Annotated in this window: 14 protein-coding genes; 9 read left to right on the top strand and 5 right to left on the bottom strand. The window is 43.3% G+C overall.

Translation table 11 applies throughout. From position 1 onward, the window contains the following. Nucleotides 1-234: 234 nt before the first annotated feature. The 4 genes from CDG77_RS19525 to murI all read left to right on the top strand — a co-directional run bounded on the left by CDG77_RS19525 (nucleotide 235) and on the right by murI (nucleotide 7,381). Nucleotides 235-1,713, top strand: coding sequence for a cation:proton antiporter (locus CDG77_RS19525; RefSeq protein ID WP_094330995.1), 1,479 nt, complete (start codon nucleotides 235-237; stop codon nucleotides 1,711-1,713). A 584-nt stretch (nucleotides 1,714-2,297) separates the two neighbouring features. Beyond that, nucleotides 2,298-4,187, top strand: coding sequence for an N-acetylmuramoyl-L-alanine amidase (locus CDG77_RS19530; RefSeq protein WP_094330996.1), 1,890 nt, complete (start codon nucleotides 2,298-2,300; stop codon nucleotides 4,185-4,187). 310 nt (nucleotides 4,188-4,497) lie between these two features. Continuing rightward, the gene (locus tag CDG77_RS19535; RefSeq protein ID WP_094330997.1) at nucleotides 4,498-6,387 is read left to right on the top strand and encodes an N-acetylmuramoyl-L-alanine amidase; all 1,890 of its coding nucleotides are present in this window, start codon (nucleotides 4,498-4,500) and stop codon (nucleotides 6,385-6,387) included. 127 nt (nucleotides 6,388-6,514) lie between these two features. Further along, nucleotides 6,515-7,381, top strand: coding sequence for a glutamate racemase (gene murI / locus CDG77_RS19540; RefSeq protein ID WP_094330998.1), 867 nt, complete (start codon nucleotides 6,515-6,517; stop codon nucleotides 7,379-7,381). A 52-nt stretch (nucleotides 7,382-7,433) separates the two neighbouring features. On the opposite strand, the gene CDG77_RS19545 is transcribed toward murI, so the two are convergent. Further along, nucleotides 7,434-7,631: a hypothetical protein gene (locus CDG77_RS19545; protein WP_094330999.1), complete on the bottom strand. Its 198-nt coding sequence runs from the start codon at nucleotides 7,629-7,631 to the stop codon at nucleotides 7,434-7,436. Nucleotides 7,632-8,582: 951 nt separating this feature from the next. Here CDG77_RS19545 and sds point away from each other — a divergent pair. Then, nucleotides 8,583-9,554, top strand: a complete 972-nt coding sequence (gene sds, locus CDG77_RS19550) for a solanesyl diphosphate synthase (protein ID WP_094331000.1) — start codon at nucleotides 8,583-8,585, stop codon at nucleotides 9,552-9,554. 293 nt (nucleotides 9,555-9,847) lie between these two features. Here the strand turns inward: sds and CDG77_RS19555 are convergent, their stop codons facing one another. Continuing rightward, nucleotides 9,848-10,321, bottom strand: coding sequence for a hypothetical protein (locus CDG77_RS19555; RefSeq protein WP_094331001.1), 474 nt, complete (start codon nucleotides 10,319-10,321; stop codon nucleotides 9,848-9,850). 203 nt (nucleotides 10,322-10,524) lie between these two features. Between CDG77_RS19555 and hetZ the strand changes: the two genes are divergently transcribed. The 3 genes from hetZ to CDG77_RS19570 all read left to right on the top strand — a co-directional run bounded on the left by hetZ (nucleotide 10,525) and on the right by CDG77_RS19570 (nucleotide 15,657). Continuing rightward, complete coding sequence (gene hetZ, locus CDG77_RS19560; RefSeq protein ID WP_094331002.1) at nucleotides 10,525-11,730, top strand: heterocyst differentiation protein HetZ; 1,206 nt, start codon at nucleotides 10,525-10,527, stop codon at nucleotides 11,728-11,730. Next, a complete protein-coding gene (locus tag CDG77_RS19565; RefSeq protein WP_094331003.1) occupies nucleotides 11,723-12,700 on the top strand; it encodes a PatU in 978 nt (325 codons plus the stop codon). The genes hetZ and CDG77_RS19565 overlap by 8 nt, the downstream gene beginning before the upstream one ends. A gap of 626 nt (nucleotides 12,701-13,326) precedes the next feature. Next, complete coding sequence (locus CDG77_RS19570; RefSeq protein WP_442946432.1) at nucleotides 13,327-15,657, top strand: transglutaminase TgpA family protein; 2,331 nt, start codon at nucleotides 13,327-13,329, stop codon at nucleotides 15,655-15,657. 78 nt (nucleotides 15,658-15,735) lie between these two features. Here the strand turns inward: CDG77_RS19570 and CDG77_RS19575 are convergent, their stop codons facing one another. Both CDG77_RS19575 and CDG77_RS19580 read right to left on the bottom strand, forming a co-directional pair. Next, nucleotides 15,736-16,194, bottom strand: coding sequence for an endonuclease domain-containing protein (locus CDG77_RS19575; RefSeq protein ID WP_094331005.1), 459 nt, complete (start codon nucleotides 16,192-16,194; stop codon nucleotides 15,736-15,738). A gap of 156 nt (nucleotides 16,195-16,350) precedes the next feature. Next, on the bottom strand, nucleotides 16,351-17,031 hold the full coding sequence (locus tag CDG77_RS19580) for a uracil-DNA glycosylase (RefSeq protein WP_094331006.1): 681 nt from the start codon (nucleotides 17,029-17,031) through the stop codon (nucleotides 16,351-16,353). Between the two features lie 191 nt (nucleotides 17,032-17,222). Here CDG77_RS19580 and CDG77_RS19585 point away from each other — a divergent pair, with 191 nt between their 5' ends. Next, nucleotides 17,223-17,903 (top strand): phosphoribosyltransferase, encoded by a 681-nt coding sequence (locus CDG77_RS19585; RefSeq protein WP_094331008.1) that lies wholly within the window; start codon nucleotides 17,223-17,225, stop codon nucleotides 17,901-17,903. Nucleotides 17,904-17,948: 45 nt separating this feature from the next. On the opposite strand, the gene CDG77_RS19590 is transcribed toward CDG77_RS19585, so the two are convergent. Next, complete coding sequence (locus CDG77_RS19590) at nucleotides 17,949-19,037, bottom strand: tetratricopeptide repeat protein (protein ID WP_094331007.1); 1,089 nt, start codon at nucleotides 19,035-19,037, stop codon at nucleotides 17,949-17,951. Between the last annotated feature and the right edge of the window lie 277 nt (nucleotides 19,038-19,314).

Raw genomic sequence — 19,314 nt, forward strand, 5'->3', positions numbered from 1 at the left:
TGCGATCGTTAAAAACGGAAATGGTTACATTTTTTGAAACTAAAAAAATTACACTTATAGTTCATCAAGCTAGTTTTGACGGTTTATAGTCAGCACTAAAGTGCTTAAAAAATAAGGATTTTAGGGCTGAATACGAACTTTGCAAAAATTAAGATTTAAAAGCTTCCAAGTGCATCTCGATAGATGTTTTTCAGAAACGCGTCAGAATCAAAGAGAAGGATTTTCACAGAACCCATGCATTTGTTAGATCCAATCAACTTCTCTTTTCCTCTGGTGGCTACCGCAACAGAAGCCGCAGACAGTTCAATGGTAGTAGCCGCAGTGCTACTAAGCTTAGTAGTCGTTTATCTCGCCAGCAAAGTTGGTGGAGAGTTATCAAACAAAGTGGGTTTACCGCCCGTCTTAGGCGAACTAGTAGGTGGTGTAGTCGTAGGAATCTCTGTTTTCCACCTCTTAGTGTTTCCAGAAGGCAGCACAGATAGTTCTAATTCTTTGATCGTGTCCTTCCTGCAAATTACTGCTGGTTTAACTCCAGAAGCCACTCCAGCCGTGTTTGCAGCGCAGTCTGAGGTCATTTCCGTTTTGGCAGAATTGGGTGTGATTATTCTGCTGTTTGAAATTGGTTTGGAGTCGAATTTAAAAGACTTAATGGCAGTTGGTATCCAAGCCACCGTCGTCGCAATAGTGGGGGTAGTAGTACCCTTTACTGCTGGGACTGTGGGACTGATGACTTTGTTTGGTATTAGTGCTGTACCCGCAATTTTTGCCGGGGCGGCTTTGACAGCTACTAGTATTGGGATTACTTCCAAGGTGCTGTCAGAGTTGGGGCGACTCAATTCTAAAGAAGGGCAGATTATTTTGGGTGCTGCCGTAATTGACGATGTTCTAGGAATCATCGTTTTGGCAGTAGTTGCGAGTTTAGCTAAAGATGGCGTGGTGGATGTCAGCAAAGTTATTTACTTGATTATCAGCGCCACTGGTTTTATTTTGGGAGCAATTCTACTAGGGAATGTTTTCAATAAGTCCTTTGTAGCGATCGCCGATCAACTCAAAACACGTGGTGGATTGGTAATACCAGCATTCATCTTCGCCTTTGCGATGGCATACCTTGCCGCCGTCATCCACTTAGAAGCAATTTTGGGAGCTTTTGCGGCGGGTTTAGTCCTAGAAGAGACAGATAAGCGTAAAGAACTGCAAACGCAAGTCTGCCCCATTGCCGATATGTTAGTGCCAATTTTCTTTGTAACTGTTGGGGCAAAAACTGATTTGGGAGTCTTAAACCCAGCAATTCCCGACAATCGAGAAGGTTTAATTATGGCAACTTTCCTGATCGTAGTAGCCATTCTCGGTAAAGTAATCACAGGCTTAAGCGTGTTTGGTCAGCCAGGAATCAACCGTTTAGCGATCGGTGTGGGGATGATTCCTAGAGGGGAAGTTGGCTTAGTGTTTGCTGGTGTCGGCGCAGCCAGTGGCGCTCTCTCGAAACCATTAGGGGCGGCAATCATCATGATGGTTATCTTGACAACCTTTTTAGCTCCTCCTTTGTTACGATTTGTGTTTCCAGACCCAAAAACTGCGGGTGCAGGCTTAGACCAACTGGTTTTAGACGGTTCCTCTGGAAACTCGTTGGTAATTGAACCACCTCAGTCAAGGGTGTCAGCATCAAATGATAGTGACAATTTGGAAGTAACTCCAGATTCTAGCGATCGCTAATTAAATTCTTGGGTAAATTATTACTGAGTTCTGAGTTATTTTCGCTCAGAACTCAGGACTCTGAATTCAGTACTATCACCGGGCTTTGAAGATTCTGCAATTATGCAGTGGAAACTTCTCTTACTAAATTTCCGTCCCATCTGATTGTAGAATAATCGTCTGTTTATAATTTCTACCAGCATTCAGAATGTTATTTATTTCCAGTCTCTCTTGGCTTGTGAGCCTTTATCTGAATATTTTTCAGGTAATTGGGGAGTAACACCCATAAATATTGCTAAATCATCTGACAGTAATGGGAATTATTTACTTAGTGCATTGATGGCAACAAATAAAAAACAGTTATCAGTGAACGGTTATCAGTTATCAGTTTTCTAGCTTCCTTGGAAGTCAGAATTCCTACCTCAAAAGGTGGAAAATTTCACATGGGGATTCAGACCCAATATGATGCCTAATAACTGATTTAAGCGTGTTTTTATACCATCAAAAAGGAATCAAAAATCAAGTTTAGGTGGTGACGGTGTGATGATTTACCAATGAGTTGAGATATTAACGGCTCCCATGAACGTGAATTAGGAGAAAGGACTGTGAAATTACACTGGTTACTACCCAGCACTATTGGAACTATCTTCATGCTATCGTCGCCTGCAATGGCTGCGAAACTTGAATCTTGGCGCTTTGATGCCAATCAAAACAGGCTGGAAATTAATACTGTAGGAGCAGTTCAACCCCAAGCACAACTAATTTTCAATCCGACTCGGCTGGTAATTGATTTGCCAGGAACCACATTTGGCCGTCCGCAATTAACCCAACAGGTGGGCGGTGGAATTCGCTCGATCCGGGTTGGGCAGTTTGATACAGAAACAACCCGGATAGTTGTCGAACTGACACCTGGTTATACTTTAGACCCCAAACGAGTCCAATTTGTTGGGACAACTGGCGATCGCTGGACGGTGCAATTACCTAGGCCAGAAGTCGATAGAGTAGCCTCATCACCCACCTTATCTCCCAGAAGTGCTTACACTGTTGTTACCCCAGACTCTGAGCCTCAACCTAGTATTTCAAGGGTTGCCACTACTACACGAGGGGCGACTCAAATTGAGAGCTTGACAGTAACAGGCGATGGGTTGTTTATCCGTACCAGTGGTGGCAATCCTCCGATTCAGGTAATTCGCAGCCGCGATCGCGCTACCATCTTCATTGATATCTCTGGCGCATCTTTATCACCACGTTTGGCGCAACAGAATAATATACCCGTCAACAAACATGGTATTAGCCGTGTTGAGTTCACCCGACTACAAAGCCAACCTCCTAGCGTTCGCCTGACTTTGCGGGTAGATAAAAATAGCCCAGACTGGGGAGCAACTAATAGTAACAGTGGTGGTTTAGTGGTTCTGCCTGGTCGCGTTGTCAGATTGCCTGGAAGTAATAATTCAGACAATCAGTCAGACGCAATTTCCTTTCCCAGCAGAACACCTGCCAACAACTCGCCAGCGACAATTGAATCTGTACAACTGGCTGACAATGGCAGACAACTGCTCATTAGAGCCGACCAAACTTTATCAGCTACGGGAAGCTGGGATAGAGCCTCCGGTGTATTCCGTGTCACAATTCCCAATGCCAAGTTAGCTCCCAAAGTTACAGGCCCTACTTTTGCTGCCAATAGCCCCATTCTGCGGGTACGCCTGCAACCGCAAGCGCCCAACACAGTTGTTGTTTTAGTTCAACCAGCAGGCGGGGTGCAACTTGGGCAACCCCAGCAAATCGGTGGCCAGCTTTTAGTACCAATCCAAGGTTCTCGTCGAGTCGTCGCCCTCCCCGGAAAACCCCCCTTTGCTTTGCCTGGGCTACCACCCCCAAACCGGGGGCCATTCCCAGATCCAAATAATCCCAATCAGCAGCCCCTAACACAACCACAGCGCCGAGTTACCAATGGGCGCGTGGTTGTGATTATTGACCCCGGACATGGTGGCAAAGATTCAGGAGCGCTTGGCATTGGAGGAGCGCGCGAAAAAGATGTGATCTTGCCGATTGGTAAAAGGCTAGCAGAGATTTTGCAGCAAAATGGTGTACAAGTAATTATGACTAGGGATTCTGACTATTTTGTTACCCTTCCGGGACGGGTGCAATTAGCAGAGCGAGCTAATGCTGATGTGTTTGTCAGCATCCACGCTAATTCCGCAGGTGCGAGTCGTCCTGATGTGAATGGTTTGGAAGTCTATTATTACGACAGTGGTCTGGATTTAGCTCGCGTTGTCCGTAGTAGTATTCTTCAAAGTATTGGTACCCTCAAAGACAGGGGAGTCCGACGAGCCAGATTTTATGTCCTCAGAAAAAGTTCTATGCCCTCCATTCTCGTGGAAACAGGTTATATGACTGGTCGAGAGGATATGGCTAGGCTTAGAACCTCAGCTTACCAAAATCAAATGGCAGAAGCGATCGCTCGTGGCGTTCTTCAGTATCTAAAGAGAAGATAAGTAGTTTAGTCGAAATTGTTGAGTAAATACATCTAATCTTTACCATTTTTATCCAATTTAGTAGTAAAACAATTTAAGTATTCTTGCGGCGGGACAAGAGTAGCTTCTTTGTTATTGTCATCTGATGCTTTACCAGTCAAATTTATCTGAGCTAATGGCATGGCAAAATCATCAGAGCGTGCTATATTTTACGCCATTAGCTGTGTCTTAATAACAGCGCAAAACTCAAGGTAAGCGGTGATGGTGTGAGGATTTGCCAATATGTTGAGATGTTAACGGCTCCCATGAATGTGAATCAGGAGAAAGGACTGTGAAATTACACTGGTTACTATCCAGTACTATTGGAACTATCTTCATGCTATCGTCGCCAGCCATGGCCGCGAAACTTGAATCTTGGCGTTTTGATGCCAATCAAAACAGGCTGGAAATTAATACATTAGGGAATGTTCAACCCCAAGCACAATTAATTTTTAATCCCACTCGTTTAGTAATCGATTTACCAGGAACCACATTTGGCCGTCCGCAATTAACCCAACAGGTGGGCGGTGCAATTCGCGCTATCCGGGTTGGGCAATTTGACGAACAAACAACACGCATAGTCGTTGAATTGACTCCTGGTTATACTTTAGACCCCAAGGGAGTACAATTTGTTGGTAGAACTGGCGATCGCTGGATGGTGCAATTACCTACACCAGTAGCCGATAATAATGTCCCCTCAACAAATACTGTGGGACAACAAGAACAAGCCATAGCCACAGAAACTTCGCCGAGAACATCTCCATCAGTGTTCTCCCAAAGAGATATTTACAATGTGGTGACAACAAGCCCTGTCATTCCACCTAGAAATGGAATGCTTGTCGCCAGAGTTACTCAAATTGAGAACTTACAGGTCACAGGCGATGGTTTTTTTGTCCGTACCAATGGTGGTAATCCTCAGATTAAGGTAAATCGTAGCAACGATCAAAGAGCAATTAACTTCGACATTGCCGGCGCTACTTTATCACCAAGTCTAAAGCAGCGCGATTTGTCAATTAATCGCTATGGTGTCAGCAGCATTCAGTTCAGTCAATTACAAACAAGCCCATCTGTTGTTCGCATGACTTTACAGGTGGACGAAAATAGTCAAAATTGGCGGGCAACTACTAGCAGTGTTGGTGGTTTTGTGCTTCTGCCCAGTCGTGGCATTGCCCAGTTACCTGGAGGTAATAGTCCACGCCCTATACCATCTAGTACAGCTACAATTGAGTCTGTACAACTGGCTAATAATGGCACACAACTGCTGATTAGAGCAGACCAAGCTGTATCGGCGACAGGAGGTTGGGATAGAACCTCTGGTCTATTCCGTATTACCATCAACAATGCTCGGTTAGCTCCCAAAGTCACAGGCCCGACTTTTAATCCTAATAGCCCTATCCTGCGAGTCCGCTTGCAACCACAAGAATCCAATACTGTCGTCGTCTTAGTGCAACCAGCAGCTGGAGTGCAAATTGGGGAACTCAATCAAGTTGGCGACGAGCTTTTGGCTTTAGAATTACGACGCTCTGGTAGCGTCACGCCACCCCTTGTTTTACCTCCCCTATCATCAAACCAAGGGCAATTCCCAAACCCCATAGATAATCCCCGTCCTATATCCCGACCACAGCCGCGTCCCTCTGTTCCTAGAGGAAAATTACTAGTTGTGATTGACCCAGGACATGGTGGAAAGGACTCAGGCGCACCTGGCATAGGTGGACTTTTAGAAAAGGATGTAATTCTGCCTATTGGGAAAAGAGTAGCAGCAATTTTAGAGCAAAATGGCGTACAAGCAGTACTAACGCGGGATGCTGACTTTTTTGTAGAACTTCAGGGACGGGTAGAAATTGCCCAGCGAGTGAATGCGACTGCCTTTGTCAGCATTCACGCTAATTCCGTTGATAATCGGCCTGATGTCAATGGGTTAGAGGTATATTATTACGATAGCGGTTATGCTCTGGCTGAAGTTGTTCGCAATACCATCCTCCAGAACATCGATACAATCAACAACCGGGGAACTCGTAAAGCCAGATTCTACGTTCTCAGAAAAAGCTCTATGCCGTCGATTTTAGTAGAAACAGGTTATATGACTGGTCGAGAAGATAATCCCAGATTGGCATCACCAGAGTATCAAAATCGCATGGCAGAAGCGATCGCTCGTGGCATCCTAAAATACTTACAGCGTTAATATAGTACAAATTACTATTAAAAGGTGGTATTTAGACTTTTTTGGCGTGCAGAATTTAGTGGTCAATTAGTCAATTGTCTGCTAAATTCTGTATTTTAAATCCCAAAACCTAAATTAATATCTGCCTGTGTATTCATCTTCGATCTTTGATGCGAATCTTGACGAGTTTTCGGCTCAAGAACCCCAACGTGCCCCAATTGGCATCTTTGACAGTGGTGTAGGTGGACTGACGGTACTGCGCCAACTATATCGGCAACTCCCCAATGAATCAATTGTTTACTTTGGGGATACAGCCCGACTTCCTTACGGAATTCGCTCACAAGCAGAAATTTTACAATTTACGCGCGAAATTCTTACCTGGCTACAACAGCAGCAGGTAAAAATGGTAATTATGGCTTGCAACACCAGTTCTGCCTTAGCCCTAGAAACCGTGCGTCAAGAATTCAACATCCCCATTTTGGGAGTAATTCTACCGGGTGCCAAAGCTGCGGTGCAGCAAGGAAAGCGGATTGGTGTAATTGCTACTCCAGCTACGGCGAAAAGTAATGCTTATAAGCACGCCATCCTCGAAATCGCCCCTGATGTCCAAGTCTGGCAAGTCGGCTGTCCTGAGTTTGTGCCACTCATCGAGCAAAACCGGATTCATGACCCTTACACTGCTGAAGTGGCACGAGCCTATCTAGAACCTTTAATAGAGCAGGAAATCGACACCTTAGTTCACGGCTGTACCCATTATCCCCACCTTACACCAGTATTGCGATCGCTCCTCCCCTCTCAAGTCAAGCTAGTTGACCCAGCCGTTCATGTCGTGGCAGCTTGTGCCCAAGAGTTAGATTTGCTAGGCTTAAAAAATACCCACCTCCCACTGCCAACTCGCTTCGCAGTTAGTGGTTGTCCGCAACAGTTTTCCCAGTCAGGAGTGCAGTGGCTGGGCTATACCCCAATGGTTGAAGAAGTTTGCTTCACTGATACCGCTATTTCCCAAGTCCAATAAAACTAATTTGTCCTTTGTTTTGATTTAAAGACAAAGGACAAATGACAAATGACTACTGACTATTAACTATTTCAGTCACCTTTGCCCTTACAGATATCTCCTGCTTGTGTTTTCCTTCGGCAGATGAAGGAAAACTTCTAGAAACAGTCTTTGTACCCGTTCGCTTTGCCAGTGCTAATAACAGGTAGACTGTGAACAAATATCCAGACGCTAAAATAAAAATCATCATAGGTATACTTCCGTAAATCATTGTTCTACTAGCACCTTTTCAAACGAATATAAAATTCCATAAAATTAGTAGAACCTCAGCCAACCAAGTACATTCTTGATTGCTGTAGTTTCCTATGGTAGAATTACCTATAGAGACCCAATTCTCTACGGACAAAGAATTTATTGTCTAATGAGACTGATTGCAGACCATAGACCCCACAGCAGTTAGGTTGCCTTTTAGCAATCTAAAACTACGCTTCTCAGAGGTCTACTGGATCTACGTTATTTTTACTCATCCTGTCTGTGAAAAGAGCAATGCTTGCGCTCAACGTGCGCTGAAGACGTGTAGCGGCTTCCCATAGGGATATCGCATAGCTCCAAACCAGGAGTTTTGCATATCGTAGAAAAAATAAAAGGGATTATTCCCTTAATATAGACTACGAATAATTATTTTAGACCCACATCACCGAGCCAGTAAAATCACCTAGTAAGTGACTTACTTTTGCGGTGTGAATATCTGAAAAATTTAAAATTCCTATACTTTAGCGTAACACAACGACCCTGAATTTGAAGCCCATTCGACTGCTAAATTTCAAATTTTTTGAATAACTACACTTCAGTTCTGAAGAAACTTAGTTTTATCTATTGGCAACTTAATTTGAAGGACATCCATTTTGTCAATAAGTAATCTTGCTTGAATTCTACTTTATAACTGTGGCGGTAAACGCGTATCGGCAAGCTACTCGATCCAATTAAAGCTGATATTTACTCCCGTATACTGAGAGGTAGTGTTTTAAGTTAGTTTAAAACTCAAATTTATCCAAAATTAAGCATAATTGCTTATTGACAAGGGCAGTAACATCCTTTTATATCACCCATAGACTCATGAAAATGGGATTAACTTATGAAAACTTTGCGCTGGCACAGGGTTATCTTAAAATGAGTGTAGGATATGTAAACTTTCGTAACCTAAGTCAGAGTCCGCCCATCCATGACCCCAGCCACCTCCCTGTTTACCCCTGTGGAAGCAGACCTGCGACTACTAGCAGATAACCTAAAACAGCTAGTTGGAAATCGCCACCCCATTTTGTTTGCAGCAGCCGAACATTTATTCGGAGCCGGGGGAAAGCGTATCAGACCAGCAATTGTCCTGCTAATATCGCGGGCAACCATGTTAGAGCAAGACATTACACCGCGTCATCGCCGCCTAGCTGAGATTACAGAAATGATTCACACAGCAAGTTTGGTACATGACGATGTGGTAGATGAATCAGACGTGCGGCGAGGCGTTCCTACCGTTCATAGTTTGTTCGGTAATCGCATTGCCATATTAGCAGGAGATTTTCTTTTTGCCCAATCTTCCTGGTATTTAGCAAACTTGGATAATTTGGAGGTGGTAAAACTCCTGTCAGAAGTCATTATGGATCTGGCTACTGGGGAGATCCAGCAGGGACTAAATCGTTTTGAAGCTAGTATCTCTATTGAAACTTACCTCCAGAAGAGTTATTACAAAACAGCTTCGTTAATTGCCAACAGTTCTAAAGCTGCTGGGTTACTCAGTGAAGTTTCACGGGAAACTGTTGAGCATCTGTATAGCTACGGTCGTCATTTTGGCATAGCATTTCAAATTGTTGACGACATTCTAGATTTCACCAGCACAACAGATACCTTGGGTAAACCAGTGGGGTCAGATTTGAAAAGTGGTAATCTGACAGCACCAGTTTTATTTGCTTTAGCAGAAAAACCATCCTTGGAAGTGTTGATTGACCGGGAGTTTGCTCAAGAAGATGATTTAGAGCAAGCACTAGCACTAATTCAAGATAGTCAAGGTATACAGCAAGCGCGAGAGTTAGCTGCTCACCATGCTAAGTTAGCAATTGAACATCTTGCAGTTCTCCCACCTTCAGAATCTCATCAGGCATTGATTAACATAGCTGAGTACACACTGAGTCGTCTCTATTAAATTATATAGGTACAAAATGGGGCTTTAGATGGCAAGTTAAACCTACCGGATATTTTTAGGTGGGGAAATTTTGCTCAATGGTCAGCTAAAATTTGAAAAATGTTCGCTGATAACTATTTGTTTATCAATTTTAGATTAGGCGGAAAATTAAGCCGATCGATTGGTCTTTTAAAGAACAAAAAGGGTAGTGACGGGCATTAATTTCTTTTCATCAAAAACTTTTTTAAAAGAATTTGAGATTTAAAATTTGGGATGTGGGATTGTATCTAAAAAATCCCACATCCCAAATTTTTCTATGCAATATCAGGGGGTATGTGTTTAGGCGATCGCTCCTGTCGCAACTGTTGCTGCATGAGTTTCTCTAGATCGGTTCGCCGAATTTCGACGGTATGAGTGGTCTTACCCGGCGTTTCCAAAAAAATGATCCCATCTACGGGTTCTAATGCCACCAATTGGAACAAAATATGGGTGACAGGAACAATTTTAGCTAGCATTTGAGGGTCAAGCCCAGCAGGGGAAATTAGAGAGACATCCTGTATGGTAGGGAAAGCGTAAATAACTCGCTTTTCCAATCCTGGATTAGTCCGATTGCTCAAAGTAGTTAAAACCCAGCTTGACTCCGAATTTTGGAGAATATAGTACTGGGAGTGACGTAATTTTAAAGCGATCGCTCTAAGGGCAGGAGCAATTGCTGCAATCAGATTTGGTGTTATACCATCGCGGGGTGCATTGTCAATCAGCAATTGAATTTGTGCTTCTAAATCCATAATGACTTGTATACGACTCCTGGGTAATGGCAATAACATCTATCAAAGTGTGAAAATCCCATCCAAGTTGGGAATAATAAAATCAGCCATATCCTTAATGTAGGATTGGTCTGCGTTTAGCTTATACGTAAAACCAAAAAAGCCAATACCCACAGTCGTACAGGTTGTATTTAAATACTTAGGGTCTTTTGAAAACCGAGACTATGAATTCAGCCGCAACCGCAACTATTCCATCTGCAAATATTCTGGGAGAAAATTCTAAAGGCGTGGAGGCGATCTTTCAACTCCTGTCCAAGGAGTTTCAACAATCGACCAAAGCTTCGGAACAGAATTGCCATGATGTAGCAACACGTATTACCACCGAAGTCTATCGCATTTGCCATGAGAGCAAACGTATTCAAGCTTCTGGAACAGTAGAAAGCTCGGCGATGACCCTAGCTCGGCATCGGTTACAACAGTGTCTCAGATACTATCAGTTGGGTTCAAATCGGGGCAGGGTAGAATTACACAGCACTCTGAGTGCAATTATTTATCGATATATTAATCCGCCTCAGAAGCAATTGAGTTATCAAGGGCGACTGACTATAATTGAAGATTTTTTACAAAGCTTTTATCTAGAAGCATTAAACGCTTTCCGGCGAGAAAATCAACTTGGTGCTACTTATCGCCCCCAGACGCTTCTAGAATTGTCCGAGTACATGGCATTTACCGAACGCTACGGCAAGCGACGCATTCCTTTACCAGGCCGTCAGCAGCAGCTAATTATCTTGCGGGCGCAAACTTTTTCTCAACAGCAGCCCCCAGAAACCAGCGTAGATATAGAACAAGCCGCAGAAGGCAGCAATAATGAAGGTGATGGTTCTTGGGAAGAACCAGCAGTACATCAATTGCGCTCCACAATGGCAACGCAAGCCGAACCCGAACCCGAAGAAGATACCTTGCGCTCCGTTGTGGTTACAGAATTAATGAATTATCTCGAACAACGGCAACAATCTGACTGTGCTGATTATTTTTCCCTCCGCCTCCAGGATCTATCAGCCCAGGAAATTGAGTCGGTTTTAGGTTTAACCCCTCGTCAGAGAGATTACTTACAGCAGCGCTTCAAGTATCATTTGATTCGGTTTGCATTATTACACCGTTGGGAATTAGTTCACGAGTGGCTAGAAGCCTCTTTACACACCAATTTGGGTTTAACTCCCCAGCAATGGCAAGTATACACAGCACAGCTGGATAGTAAGCAACGGTCTTTATTAGAGTTGAAGCAACAAGGACAAGCCGATGAGAAAATCGCAAAAACTTTAGGGCTGTCAATGGCACAACTTCAAAAACGATGGTTTAAGATTCTTGAGCAAGCTTGGGAAATTCGTAACTCATTAGTGTCCGGATCGGGTGCATCTACTCATGAATAGTGACTCAGAATCCTCACAATATCAGTATCTCGGTTGGTTATTGACAGATGATGTCAAAAATAACGAGCAATCTGTACCATGTGAGGAAAATGACGGGGTAAAAAAACTTCTCAATGAAGCCACTGCTTCAAAAAGCAGTGAGCCAAAATTGGGAGAAACGCCCCAGACCTTTCAATTGGGAGAAATTCCTACTGTGCAAGATCGTTTCCAAGCCGTCCTTAAGCGTCGGTTACAAATCCAAGTCCAAGACCACCCACCTTTGTTTCCCTGGGAAACACAATTAATCGACTATCCCGATTTTGTTGATGAGCCGTCAATGACGCTCGTTCCTACCTGGGGATGGATGGTACAACAGTCGAAGCTGAACCTGCCGCGTCCTTTACCGGAGAGAGTTTTTCAGCAATTGCTGGAACAATGTCAGGCGTTGGTGACATCTTCAATACCTCTGGGAGCAAAATTAGTTCAAGTGGTGGAGAACTTTTTTCCCAACGATTCTCAAGCATTAAACGATATAGCTGGACTGGTGCTAAGAAGCACTTATCGATCTGTAAATACTCTGGAGACAATACCCAATATTCAGAGCGATTACTCAGATTTACAACCACGTCAACAAATGGCTTTGTCGTTGCTAGCGGCTAAACAACTGCTGGAAAATCTGACTCTACCACTTTCAGCAACCAGTCCAGTGGTAGAAAGACAATGGCTAACCACTGTCGGTAATTTGAACATCAGAGTAGAGTATCAGTCTGTAGATAAACTTACAAAGTTACTTGTTCAGGCTGAGTTACCCGTTAAAGGAACTTTGATCCTTCGTGGAAGTGGCACTCTAGCAATGGCAACATCTTCGACTTCGGGATACTTAAGTGTAGAGTTAGGCTGCGAGCAACTTAACCCAACTTATACTCTGGAAGTTGAGTTTCCAGAAATAGACCAGCAGCCGCTTTTGTTTGTCATTAACCCTACTGTGTAACTTTAACGACTACCGCTAGTATGTAATGCCGAATATCTTAAGGTAACTATTGCCTAGCTGTTGCCTTGGGGCTTTTTCATGCTCTAGACAATACTAACAACAGGGTGCTTACTTATACTTAAGGCGTGGTTGCAGTTAACCAGTGGGTGTGGACTTAGCCTCCACCCGATAATTGATTTTTCGTGGATACTCGTCAGTCCACTCGGTTATTAGCAAAGCCTGGGGAACGGGTTAGTTTCTTGTGTTGTGCTGATTTCGCCTTTATTTTACCAAGCCACCAATTTTTCACAACGAATTTATTCGCTTGTGTTGTTTTTTTATCCAAAATTATGTTCGCTCTTGGCGTTACAGTTTGCGGTAACGTTATATATCAATGCGCTTGGGTTAAGTCAATTTATTTGACGTACCGTAGAGGCGCAGAGAACGCAGAGAGAAAAAAGAAATGCTTTAGGACTTTACGTCCTATACAAATTAATCGAGGGCTTTAACTTTTAAAATATGCGCTAAACCTTCATCGATGCTTAAAGACAGGATAAGAAAGCTTGCTGTAACGGGAATACTTTAAAGTAGGGCGAACAGTTTTGTCGTCAGCATTGTTTCCGTAGCATGTATAACTTAGACTCGAAATGCTCAACTTATCTAGGATGAATCGGTTTTGGCGTGTCCCTGTAGGTAATTTCTGGCGGCAAAATTTACAGAAGTCGCCTTTGACAGAAGTAGAAGATTCGATTTCTTTGCGATCGCTAGTCCTAGGATTGGTTATTTTGGGAATTGTGGCGACGGATATCGCCGCCGAAACTTCATTCAGTTTTTGGGCGTTACCCCTGAGTTTAGTGGGTGCGATTTGGAGTTACTATCGTCGCCATGATGCCAATGTTGCAATTAAGTTTTGCATTGCCATTGGTATGTTAATAGCACTCGGTAATTTCTTTGGGCGGTTGGTGGGAGAGTTGAATGATACGCGGTTGAGTTTGGCAGAGTTATTAATTCAACTTCAGGTGTTGCACAGCTTTGATACACCCCGCCGGAAAAATTTAGGTTATTCGATTGTTATAGGATTGATTTTATTAGGTGTGGCGGCAACGCTAAGTCAGACTTTAGCATTTGCACCTGTTTTGCTGTTATTTCTAGCGATCGCTCTCCCAACTTTAGTATTAGATTATCGATCGCGCTTGGGTTTGCAGCCATTAAAAACTCAAAAGGAAAAACTCAACAAGAAAAATTCCTCAACTCTTAATTTTAAGTTTTTAATTCTAACTTTTTTACTAATTGTCGCTCTAGGACTGGCAATTTTTGCTGTTTTACCCCGATTCCCTGGCTATCAGTTACGGAATTTTCCTGTAAGTTCTTCTATTCAAGTAAAAGGTAATTTCACTGGTCGTAGCATCATTAATCCTGGTTATGTCCGCCAAGGAAATGGAAATAATCAAGGCAGTGGTAGCGGTGGTACGGGACAAAATAAAACAGGTGAACCGGGAAAAATAGATAATAATTTTTATTACGGTTTTAATAGCCAGATTAACCAAAACTTGCGGGGCGAGATGAAACCGAAAGTTGTGATGCGGGTGCGATCGCAAGCTGAGGGTTTTTGGCGAGTATTAGGATTCGATCGTTATACAGGTAAGGGATGGGAAGTGTCCCGGAATGAAAATGTGATGACCATGAGGCGATCGCCTTGGTCTTACCAAATTTTCCTGAATCCACCTGTGATGACTGGTAAAACCCAAGAGATAGTCCAAACCTATACAGTGGTGGACGATTTGCCTAACTTAATTCCGGCGATGGCTTATCCCAAAGAGATTTACTTTCCCACACCACTGATTGCGGTTGATACAGAAAATGGATTACGATCGCCTGTAGAATTATCACAAGGTCTTACTTACACAGTCATTTCTGAAGTACCATACCGCGATCGCACTTTGTTAGGTCAAGCTTCTACTAATTATCCGCAACCGATTAAGAAGCATTATCTGCAAATTCCTCCCGAAATTGCCGCAAAAGTCCGACAACGCACCGAAGAAATTCTCGCTAACTACAATCAAGAAAAAGTAGCAAAGTCTGCTAAAAACTTGGATTCACCTTATGAAAAAGCTCTCTACTTAGCTCAATATTTAAAGCAACGCTACTCTCTTCCGCAAAATCCCTTAGATTTACCTTATTTGGGAGAAAAAGATGATTTAGTAGAAGCTTTTTTATTCAAATATCAAGGCGGTTATCCAGACCACTTCTCAACAGTTCTCACGGTGATGCTACGTTCCATTGGTATCCCAGCGCGGTTAGTTGCAGGATTTAGTGCAGGAGAATTTAATCCATTTACAGGGCTATATGTTGTCCGTAATACTGACGCTTATGCAATGACGGAAGTATATTTTCCCAAATATGGCTGGTTCGCCTTTGACCCGATTCCCAATCATCCCCTCATTCCTCCATCAGTGGAAGATACTCAGACTTTTAGTGTGTTGCGCCAGTTATGGCACTGGGTTGCTGGATGGTTGCCTTCTCCGGTAACAGGTTTGTTGAATAATGTATTTGAGACAATATTTAGGTGGGTGATTACAGCGATCGCTTGGTTTTTAGCTTTATTCTCTCAAGGTTGGTTTGGTGTATTAACTGGCTTAATTTTGACAACTACAGCAGCTTTCTTCGGTTGGCTGGGTTGGGGCCAGTGGCGAGAGTGGCGCAACCGCCGATGGTTAAAGAAATTGCCAGCAATGGAAAGCCTTTATCAACAAATGCTGCAATGGACAAGCCAAAAAGGTTTAGGTAAACATCCAGCACAAACACCTTTAGAGTATGCCAGAGGATCGTACCAGCATCATGCCCCAGCAACTGCTGAGGTAATAGATGAGATTAGCCAAGCCTATGTTAGTTGGCGTTATGGTGGTCATCCGCCTAACTTGCAGCGACTGCGAGAGAGATGGCAAGGTATTAAAAAGGCTAGTAAGACTGATAAGTAACCCAATTGTCAAATTATGACGCAAAGCGACATAATTAGCCCCCTCCTCGCTTGCGGGGAGGGGGTTGGGGGTGGGGTTCTATCTCTGCAACCAAGCAGCAATATGCTGCAACACCCCCTCCATCCTCTCCAGAATATCCTCATTTCTAAATCGCACAACCTGCAACCCCAAAGTCTCCAAAAATTCTTGACGTATCGCATCTTCTTCTTGCGTGTAATCATGAATTTCGCCATCTACTTCCACCACTAACCGCGCTTCATTACAGTAAAAATCGACGATAAAACGGTCAATTGTTTGCTGACGGCGGAACTTAAAACCCAAAAGTTGCTTGTCTCTCAACTTGTGCCAAAGTAACTTTTCTGCTGGAGTTGGTTCACACCGCATCTGTCGGGCTAATGGCTTAAGTTTTTTCCAAAGTTCGTGGGGGGTTTGCCAAGGGTATCCCGGAACCCCACCCCCTAACCCCCTCCCCGCAAGCGAGGAGGGGGGACTGGAGTTAGTGAGAGAGTTTGGGTTGGGGTTTTGATCTTGGGTCATTTGCGCTTTTGGGGTCAGCTAATTAATATTTCATGTATTATTCCCAGCGATCGCACTCTTACAATCTCCCTAGCAGTCAAAACTCAGGCATAATCAGACATACACTTCAAGAAGATGCAGTTGTAGTTTGGATTTATTTTGGATAATTTCACCAAATTAGCTGTTATTTTGGATTTCGTCTAACTTGGCCCGCACTGCCTGGATATCCTGCCACATCAACCATTTAGGCGCACCTTTTTCTTTAGAAGCGTTACGCAGCAAGTAAGAAGGATGAAAAATTGGCATACATAAACGTCCTTCCCACTCCAGCCACTGTCCGCGAATTTTCGTAATTCCTCGCTTATCGCCAGTGATGCCTTTGACAGCAGTTGCACCTGTTAACAAAATTATTTTGGGGTTAACTAGGCGAATTTGTTCTAGTAAGTAAGGTAGACAAGCCGCCACTTCTGTTGGAGTAGGAACTCTATTATCTGGTGGGCGACATTTATTTATATTAGCAATGTATACATCATGCTCAGTAGTCAAATTTACAGATGCCAAAATTTTCTCTAGTAACTGCCCCGATCTGCCTACAAATGGTAAACCCGTTTCGTCTTCATTTTGACCAGGTGCTTCTCCTATAACCATAATTGGTGCTTTGAGATTACCGCGTCCGACAACAGCATGAGTGCGAGTGTCTCCCAATGGACAACGGTGGCAGCGATCGCAATCCTGTGTCAACTCCGTTATGTCAGAATAAGTTCCGGGAGCGATCGCAATTTTCGCGTCTGTGGGAATCAGTTCTCGTTGGTTAAAGTTTGAGTCGTCGAAGAGGCTAAGTTGGGTTTCGCTGCTCATGAAAATTAGGATTTTGGCATCAGCGCTATCTGTCTTATCTGAGTTAAATACTGCTCTGATTGGAGATTTATCAGAATAAATAGACTTTTGCTGAATACTTATTATTTATACAAATCTTATTGTATCAGTTAATTTGAGACAAAATTCAGTCATGATAAAAGCAGTGCCGTCCTAAAATGCTGGGGGAAACCATGTCACACACCCCATTTTTCGCCGATCGCACCCATGCGGGTGAATTATTGGCGCAAGTGATTCATGATGTTTTGACTCAGCAAACTATTGATTCTGGGGTAAAGCCTGTACCAATTGTTTATGCTTTGCCAAGAGGGGGTGTACCAGTTGCAGTACCAATCGCACGTCTTTTGGATTGTCCGTTGACAATCGTCATAGCCAAAAAGATTAGCCATCCAGAAAACCCAGAGTTAGCCATTGGTGCAGTCACTACTTCTGGAAATGTTCTTTGGAGTAATCAAAAGCTATTTCGCCCTCAACATGATACCCGATTGCGGGAAGTCGCTTTAAATAAAGCCATCAACCAAGCTAAGTCTCTTGAAGCTCAATTAATTACTGCTTGTCCGCAGGTGAATGCCGAGAATGCTACGGTCATTTTAGTTGATGATGGCATTGCTACAGGTATGACAATAGCAGTAGCGGCAACTGCCATCAAAATACTTTCGCCAGCAGCAGTTTGGCTATGTACTCCAGTAGCGCCACACAAATTGCTACCTTGGTTAGAACAGTGGGGCGATCGCACAATTGTCTTGCAAACACCAGAATCCTTCTGGAGTGTAAGTAATTTTTATGCCCAATTTCCCCAAGTTGATACATTAGAAGTTCTCAGATATCTCCAGCAACAAAATACAATGGAGTGAATGGATCTGTGCGAGTAATTTGGAATTGTTTCCTTCTCTTGCTTTTTAACTATTTGGAGATGTTCCTTGTTGGTATTGCATAGCTTTGGCATAATCGCCCAAAGCGTAGCAAGCGACCTTCAGACGATCGAGAGCTTCTTCTTCACTGCGACGGTCTTTGATATTCCTAGCTAACAACAAACGTTGCTCATAATATGTAATTGCTTTGTTATAGTCACTCAAAGCTTCACAAGCAACTCCTAAACTACCTAAAGACTGTTCCTCGCTACGCTTGTCTTGAATCTCTCTAGCTAATTCCAACCGATCTTCATAATACTTAATAGCTTTAGGATAATCACCTAAAGCATAACAAGCATTCCCTAGATTCTTTAGCACCTGCAAAGCACTGCGAACATTTTTTAAGGAGCGTGCCAGTACTACACACTGTTCATAATAGGCGATCGCTTTTGGGTAATTATTCAAAGCATACCAAGCATTACCCAAATTTTTGAGTACCTGTTCCTCGCCCCAGTTATCTTTGAGTTCCCGCACAATCTCTAGGCTTTGCTGCTGATACTCAATAGCCTGTGCAAAGTTGCTCAAAGCTTTATATACCAATCCCAAATTATTCAGTGCTGCCACTTGACTCCGTTTGTCTTGCAGCTGTTGCGTTATTTTCAAACACTTTTGCAGAAACTCAATAGCCTTATTATGGTCATTCAGGTGACGGTATGAATTGCCTAAATGGGAAAGTGCTTGCATTTGCAATACTAAATCTGAGGTGTTATTCAGCAAAGACAAACACTGCTCTGAGTAAGAGATAGCACCCTTATAATCTCCGGCGCTGTAAGTTACCAATCCTAAAAAAGAAAGCGCCTGTGCCTGTTTTTGCAAATCCCCAACTGCCTGAAATAGCCCCAAGGATTGTTGTAAAGACTTCAGCGCCGCGATTAATTCACCAGTTTGCTGCTGTTTTATTCCTTGCCGTAGTAGCTTGGACGCTTCCGATAAATTGTCATCACTTTCCTGTGGAGGGACTATTTCTGCTTGTGAACCAGAGTCAAATTCATGGGTAATTGTATTACGCTTCACTGGTTTTAGGTATGTTATGGGTAATTGTATTTTTCGCTCTGTTATTCCATTGCCTTTAGGCATCACCCCCTTCCTGTTAAGTCTGGTGGTTAAATCTAGTGTTCCCAAAAGCAGAAGATATCTTTCATCAGGTGTTGCCCCTACCGTAAATCAAGGCTTTCACTGCCTTTTTACGTAAGTCGTAATATATAATAATAAATCCTCCCTTTACTCCAGAAAAGAGGGGCTATGTCCCCTATTCGTGAAAGTATTTGGAAGGATATGTGAAGTACCCCAACCTGCTTCGCTGAGGTTGGGGCTTCCAACATCATTGAATCAGTGACGGTCTTATTCGTCCTCG

It is taken from the genome of Nostoc sp. 'Peltigera membranacea cyanobiont' 213 (assembly GCF_002245975.1).
GTDB lineage: Bacteria > Cyanobacteriota > Cyanobacteriia > Cyanobacteriales > Nostocaceae > Nostoc.